Source organism: Xanthomonas sp. SHU 166 (assembly GCF_000364685.1).
GTDB lineage: Bacteria > Pseudomonadota > Gammaproteobacteria > Xanthomonadales > Xanthomonadaceae > Xanthomonas_A > Xanthomonas_A sontii.
The window spans coordinates 1-5,691 of sequence record NZ_AQOJ01000154.1 but is presented as its reverse complement, the minus strand read 5'-3'; the positions used below and the strand labels follow the sequence as shown (position 1 = coordinate 5,691).

At 70.5% G+C, this 5,691-nt stretch carries 4 protein-coding genes; all 4 read right to left on the bottom strand.

Annotated features, from left to right (window positions below):
• Positions 1-1,689 (bottom strand): FAD-dependent oxidoreductase (locus tag D180_RS05875; RefSeq protein WP_017912064.1); only part of this gene is annotated, 1,689 nt, incomplete at its 3' end.
• A gap of 497 nt (positions 1,690-2,186) precedes the next feature.
• Entirely contained in the window at positions 2,187-3,209 is a 1,023-nt protein-coding gene (locus D180_RS05870; protein ID WP_017912063.1) for a zinc-binding alcohol dehydrogenase family protein, read from the bottom strand.
• A gap of 42 nt (positions 3,210-3,251) precedes the next feature.
• Positions 3,252-4,286 carry an aldo/keto reductase gene (locus D180_RS05865; RefSeq protein WP_017912062.1) on the bottom strand — a complete coding sequence of 345 codons (1,035 nt, stop codon included), beginning with the start codon at positions 4,284-4,286 and terminating at the stop codon, positions 3,252-3,254.
• Between the two features lie 41 nt (positions 4,287-4,327).
• Entirely contained in the window at positions 4,328-5,623 is a 1,296-nt protein-coding gene (locus tag D180_RS05860; RefSeq protein ID WP_017912061.1) for an SGNH/GDSL hydrolase family protein, read from the bottom strand.
• Positions 5,624-5,691: the final 68 nt, after the last annotated feature.

Genomic DNA, 5,691 nt, shown 5'->3' with positions numbered 1-5,691 from the left:
CGGCTCCGGGCGTGGCTTGCACAGCGCGCCGCGGCCTTCGAACTGCGGGTCCACGCCCCATTCGGCCATCCAGCGCGCCGGGTCCAGCGCGGTCGACTCGCCGGCATGCACCAGGAACTCGCCGACATCGAAGCCGATGCCGCCGGCGCCGATGATCGCGACCTTGTCCGCGGCCTGCACCCGGCCCTGCAGCACGTCCAGGTAGCTGACCACGCTGGGATGGTCGGCGCCGGGGAAGTCCACCGCGCGCGGCACGATACCGGTGGCCAGCACCACCTCGTCGAAGTCGGCCAGCAGCGCCGCATCGGCGGTGGTCTGCAGGCGCAGTTCCACGCCGGTGGCGTCGATCTGGTGGCGGAAGTAGCGCAGCGTCTCGTGGAATTCCTCCTTGCCGGGAATCCGCTTGGCCACGTTGAACTGGCCGCCGATCTCGCTGGCGCTGTCGAACAGGGTGACGCGGTGACCGCGTTGCGCGGCCACGGTGGCGCAGGCCAGGCCGGCCGGGCCTGCGCCGACCACGGCGATGCGCTTGGGCGCACGGGTCGGCAGGTAATTCAGTTCGGTCTCGGCGGCCGCGCGCGGATTGACCAGGCAGCTGGCGGTCTTGTTCTCGAACACGTGGTCCAGGCAGGCCTGGTTGCAGGCGATGCAGGTGTTGATCGCCTGCGCCTGACCGCGCTGCGCCTTGTTCGCCCATTCCGGGTCGGCCAGCAGCGGCCGTGCCAGCGACACCATGTCGGCACCGCCGCCGGCGAGGATGCGCTCGGCCACGTCGGGCATGTTGATGCGGTTGGTGGCGATCAGCGGCAGCCGCACGTGCGGCTTGAGCTTGGCGGTCACCGCCGCGAACGCCGCGCGCGGCACCGAGGTGGCGATGGTGGGCACGCGTGCTTCGTGCCAGCCGATGCCGGAGTTGATGAGGGTCGCGCCGGCCGCCTCGATCGCCTGCGCCTGCAGCACGATCTCCTGCCAGTCGCTGCCGTCCTCGACCAGGTCCACCAGCGACAGTCGGTAGACGATGATGAAGTCCGGCCCGCAGGCGGCGCGGATGCGGCGCACGATCTCCACGGCGAAGCGCATGCGCTTGGCCGCATCGCCGCCCCAGGCGTCGTTGCGGCGGTTGCTGCGCGGGGCGATGAACTCGTTGATCAGATAGCCTTCCGAGCCCATCACCTCGACGCCGTCGTAGCCGGCCTCGCGGGCGAGCCTGGCGGCGTGCGCATAGGCGTCGATCTGGCGTTCGACGCCGCGCGCCGACAGCGCACGCGGGGTGAACGGATTGATCGGCGCCTTCAGTTTCGACGGCGCCACCGACAGGGGGTGGTAGGCGTAGCGCCCGGCGTGCAGCAGTTGCAGGCAGATCTTGGCGCCGTGTGCGTGCACTGCGGCGGTCACTTGCCGATGCGGGCGCACTTCCCACGGCCAGGACAGCTTGCCGCCGAACGGCTTCAGCCAGCCGACCACGTTCGGTGCAAAGCCGCCGGTGACGATCAGGCCGACGCCGCCAGCGGCGCGCTCGGCGAAGTACGCGGCCAGCTTGGGGAAGTCGCGGGCGCGGTCCTCCAGGCCGGTGTGCATGGAGCCCATCAGGATGCGGTTGCGCAGCTGGGTGAAGCCCAGGTCCAGTGGGGCGAACAGGTGCGGGTAGGCGGTGGGGGTGGGTTCGGGCTGGCCGGGGGCGGGCGACATGGCGTGGATACGCAGGCGTACGGAAGGGCGCAGGGTGCCGTGAAACCGGGCTGGCGGCAAGAGGGGCGTTGCCTTGAGCCGCCTTTACATCCTTCTGGGATTTTGAAGCATGACGCTTAGAAGCAAGAGCAACAGCTTCCGCTGGCGCGGGTCACTTTTCTTTGCTTGTGCAAAGAAAAGTAACCAAAAGAAAGCACACCCCGCAGCGCGCCTTCCGCGCTGCGCGCTCCAGGTTCGCAGCCACGACGGGGATTCGCGGAAGGGGCATCCTGCCCCTGCCGCGAACGGCGCACGTCCATGTGCGCCGCCCTTCGGGTTTTTCCCCGCCGCGTCTGCCGCGCTGAGGGGACCTGGTAGATCAAAAGCACAGCAACAGCAAAGAGCAGCAACAACAAAAGCAGCAGAAGAAGCTGAGCTATCAGTCACGGTCGGCCGATGACCGCTACGCGCTCAAAGCGGGGCGATCGCGCGAATGTTTCGATCGCTGCGCCGCCCGCTCAGCCCCAGCCGACCAGCGCCAGTTTGCCGATGGTGCTGCCCGACTCCAGGCGCCGGTGCGCCTCGCGCAGGGTGGTGGCGTTGATCGGGCTCAGTGTCTCGGTCAGGGTGGTGCGCAGTTCGCCGGCGTCCACCAGGCTGGCGGTGCGTGCCAGGATGCGGTGCTGTTCGATCATGTCGTCGGTGCGGAACCGGGCGCGTGCGAACATCATTTCCCAGTGGATGCCGATGCACTTGGCCTTGTACGGGTCGCCGATGTGCAGTGGACCGTTCGGTTCGACGATCAGGCCGACATGGCCCTGCGGCGCCAGCAACTCGCCCAGCGCCTGCCAGTAGCGGTCGGTGTCGGCCAGGTTCAGCGCCGCGTCCACCTGGTCGATGCCCACTGCCTGCAGCTGCGGCGCCAGCGCCTGGCGATGGTCGATCACGTGGTGCGCGCCGAGTTGCAGGCACCAGTCGCGGGTCTGCGGCCGCGAGGCGGTGGCGATCACCTCGAAGCCGGCATGCCGCGCCAGTTGGATCGCGATCGAGCCGACCCCGCCGGCGCCGCCGATCACCAGCAGGCGGCGGCCGCGGTTGTGTTCGTCGTCGAAGTCGAAGGGCATGCGCTGGAACAGCAGTTCCCAGGCGGTGAGGGTGGTCAGCGGCAGCGCCGCGGCCTGGGCGAAGTCCAGCGTGGCCGGCTTGCGCGCGACGATGCGCGCATCCACCAGTTGGTATTGCGCGTTGCTGCCGGCGCGGGTGATGTCGCCGGCGTAGTAGACCTCGTCGCCCGGCTCGAAACCGTCGACCTCGGGCCCGACCGCCTCGACCACGCCGGCGGCGTCGTAGCCCAGTACCTTGGGCTGGCCGTCGCTCGCGCCCTTGGCGCGGACCTTGGTGTCCACCGGATTGACCGACACCGCTTCCACCCGCACCAGCAGGTCGTGGCCGGCGGGCGCGGGGGGCGTCGGCAGGTCGAGGTCGTGCAGCGACTGCGGATCGTCGATCGGCAGGGGATGGAGGGTGGCGACCGCTTTCATGGAGGCTCCTGGACGTGAAGGAAAGGAGGGCACGGCCGCGGCTCAGACCGGCCGCGGGTTGCGCTCGGCGAAGCCGCGCTGGTGCCAGTACGGATACGCCGGTACCGCCGCGCTGGCCGCATCCAGCTGTTGCACGTGGGCGGGATCGAGGGTCCAGCCGACCGCCCCCAGATTCTGCCGCAACTGGTCTTCGGTCCGTGCGCCAATGATCACGCTGCTGACCGTCGGCCGCTGCAACAGCCAGTTCAGTGCGATCTGCGGCACGCTGCGGCCGGTCTCCGCGGCGATGGCTTCCAGGGCGTCGATCACCCGGTACAGGCGCTCCTCTTGCACTGGCGGGCCGGCCTCGGTGACCGCCTTGTCGTGCAGGCGGTTGCTCTCCGGCAGCGGCTGGCCACGGCGCAGCTTGCCGGTCAGCCGGCCCCAGCCCAGCGGGCTCCACACCAGCGCGCCCACGCCCTGGTCCAGGCCCAGCGGCATCAGTTCCTCCTCGTAGTCGCGCCCGATCAGCGAGTAATAGGCCTGGTGCGCGACATAGCGCGACCAGCCGTGGCGGTCGGCCACCGCCAGCGACTTCATCAAGTGCCAGCCGGAGAAGTTGGACACGCCCAGGTAGCGGATCTTGCCGGCACGCACCAGGTCGTCGAGCGTGGACAGGGTTTCCTCCACCGGCGTGCGCGCGTCGAAGCCGTGCAACTGGAACAGGTCGAGGTAGTCGGTGCCCAGGCGGGTCAGCGCCGCTTCCACCGCGCGCACCAGGTGGAAGCGCGAGGAACCGACGCTGTTGGCTGCGGTGCGGTCGAAGCGGAAGCCGGTCTTGGTCGAGAGCAGCACCTGGTCGCGGCGGCCCTTGATCGCCGCGCCCAGCACCGATTCGGCGGCGCCGCCGGAATAGACGTCGGCGCTGTCGAACAGGGTGACGCCGGCTTCCAGGCAGATGTCGATCAGGCGCCGGGCCTGGTCTACATCCGAATTGCCCCAGGTGGCGAAGAACGGATCGGTGCCGGCGAAGGTGCCGGTGCCGAAGCTGAGCACGGGAACCTTGAAGCCGGATGCGCCGAGATGACGGTATTCCATGGAGAACTCCTGATAGCGAAGGAGGAAGTGAGGAGAAGGCGTCAGCGCGCCGCGGCGTCGGTGTCGACGGCGTCGGTCGCAGCGGAGGTGGAAGCGGCTGCGGTGGCACCGAGCAATTGCGTGGCTGCCTCGGCCATGGCCGCGTAACCCGCATCGCCGGGGTGCAGGTGGTCGCCCGAGTCGAATTCCGACCGCATCCGCGCCGGGTGCGCGGGGTCGCGCAGCAGCGCATCGAAATCCAGGATCGCGTCGAAGCCGTTGCCCGCGCGCAGCCAGGCATTGACCTGCTGGCGCACGGCCTCCTTCTGCGGGCTGTAGTAGCCGGGGATCGGCGAGTCCGGCAGCGCGCCCTCGAACGGGGTCAAGGTGGCGCCGATCACCCGCAGGCCACGCGCCTGCGCGCGCTGCAGCAGCTGCCGGTAGCCGGCGATCAGGTCCTCGGCCGGCACCGGCGCATCGTCCGGCGCGAACGGCGTGGCGTACCAACTGATGTCGTTGATGCCCATCAGCAGGATCAGGGTGCGCACGCCGGGCTGTGCCAGCACGTCGCGGTCCAGCCGCGCCAGCGCGTTGCGGCCCATGCGGTCGCGCAGCACGCGCCCGCCGGAGATGCCGGCGTTGAGCACCGCCACCCGCTGCGCGGCCAACCGCGTGACCAACTGGTCCGGCCAGCGCCGGTCCTGCCCCGGCGTCGACGCGGCCCCGTCGGTGATCGAATCGCCCAGCGCCACCACCGCGCCGATGGCATCGGCACGGCGCACCTGGATGCCGCTGACGAACAGCCGCACCGGCAGCGCGCTGGCGCCGGCCAGCGTGTCGTCGGCGGTGCGCTCGCCCTCGGCCAGCCAGGCGCTCTGCAGGCCTTCCCAGTGGAAGGTGGACGGCGCGGTCGGCTGCGGCAGGTACAGACTGATGCTGAGCCGGGCCAGGTCCGGCACGCTCAGCGCCACCGGGTCGCTGAGCACCGGCGCGCCCGGCGGCACAGTCACCTCGGTCTTGCCACCGAAGCGTAGCGGCCGCTGCGAGCCGGGCAGGGTTGCAGCGCCGTCGCCGGCCAGCGCCAGCGAGGCGGCGCCGATGTGCAACGGCGCATCGCCATAGGCGTTGCTCAGTTCCACCCGCACCTCGCTGCCGCCGAGGCTCACCCGCGCCACCTGGCGCACGGTCTGCCGCCACAGGTGGAACGGCGTCTGCGTCGGGAACGGGAAGTCCGCGGCCCACAGCGGTTGCGGGCTGGCCTGCCAGGTCGCGACCCAGTCGCGCGGCGCCGCATCCGCTATGATCGCCGTGCCCAGCAGCGCCGTCGCCAGCGCGGCCGTCGCCATCGGACGGCTCATGCCGCACCGCCGGCGGCGCAACCCGCGCCGTGATTGGCGGCGGGTGTGGCGGTGGCCGGCGACAGCCG

Bases quoted from the DNA above. Each gene is read 5' to 3' on its own strand.
- D180_RS05870 (WP_017912063.1), bottom strand. From the start codon at position 3,209: ATGAAAGCGGTCGCCACCCTCCATCCCCTGCCGATCGACGATCCGCAG.
- D180_RS05865 (WP_017912062.1), bottom strand. From the start codon at position 4,286: ATGGAATACCGTCATCTCGGCGCATCCGGCTTCAAGGTTCCCGTGCTC.
- D180_RS05860 (WP_017912061.1), bottom strand. From the start codon at position 5,623: ATGAGCCGTCCGATGGCGACGGCCGCGCTGGCGACGGCGCTGCTGGGC.